Annotated in this window: 1 protein-coding gene; it reads right to left on the reverse strand. The window is 69.9% G+C overall.

Annotated features, from left to right (window positions below):
• The coding region (locus JHN63_RS52195; RefSeq protein ID WP_307782213.1) for a transcriptional regulator at window positions 1–204 on the reverse strand (204 nt) is incomplete at its 3' end.
• Window positions 205–319: the final 115 nt, after the last annotated feature.

Here is a 319-nt window from a genome sequence, read left to right on the forward strand (position 1 = left end):
AGCCTTGCGCTGCTCGACGTAACCGGCGTCCATGAGCACGGTGGCGTGCTTGCTGAGCACGGACGCGGAGAGCCCGAGCTGCTTCTGCACGAGCCCGAACTCGGCTTCGCCCGCGGTGTCCAGCAGGGCGCAGATGCGCAGCCGGTTCGGGGCGTGGATGGTGGCGTCGAACCCGGCGGGCATGTCGTGGGCTTCGGGGCTCACGCGGACGCCCGGTGCAGTCGTACGAAGGCGAGATGGAAGCCGACGGACGCGGCGGCCCCGATCAGGGAGGCGGCTAACAGCCATACCGGCGACCCCGTGAAACGGAACGCGAACG

The organism is Streptomyces sp. MBT65 (assembly GCF_016612545.1).
In the GTDB taxonomy this organism is placed as follows: Bacteria; Actinomycetota; Actinomycetes; order Streptomycetales; family Streptomycetaceae; genus Streptomyces.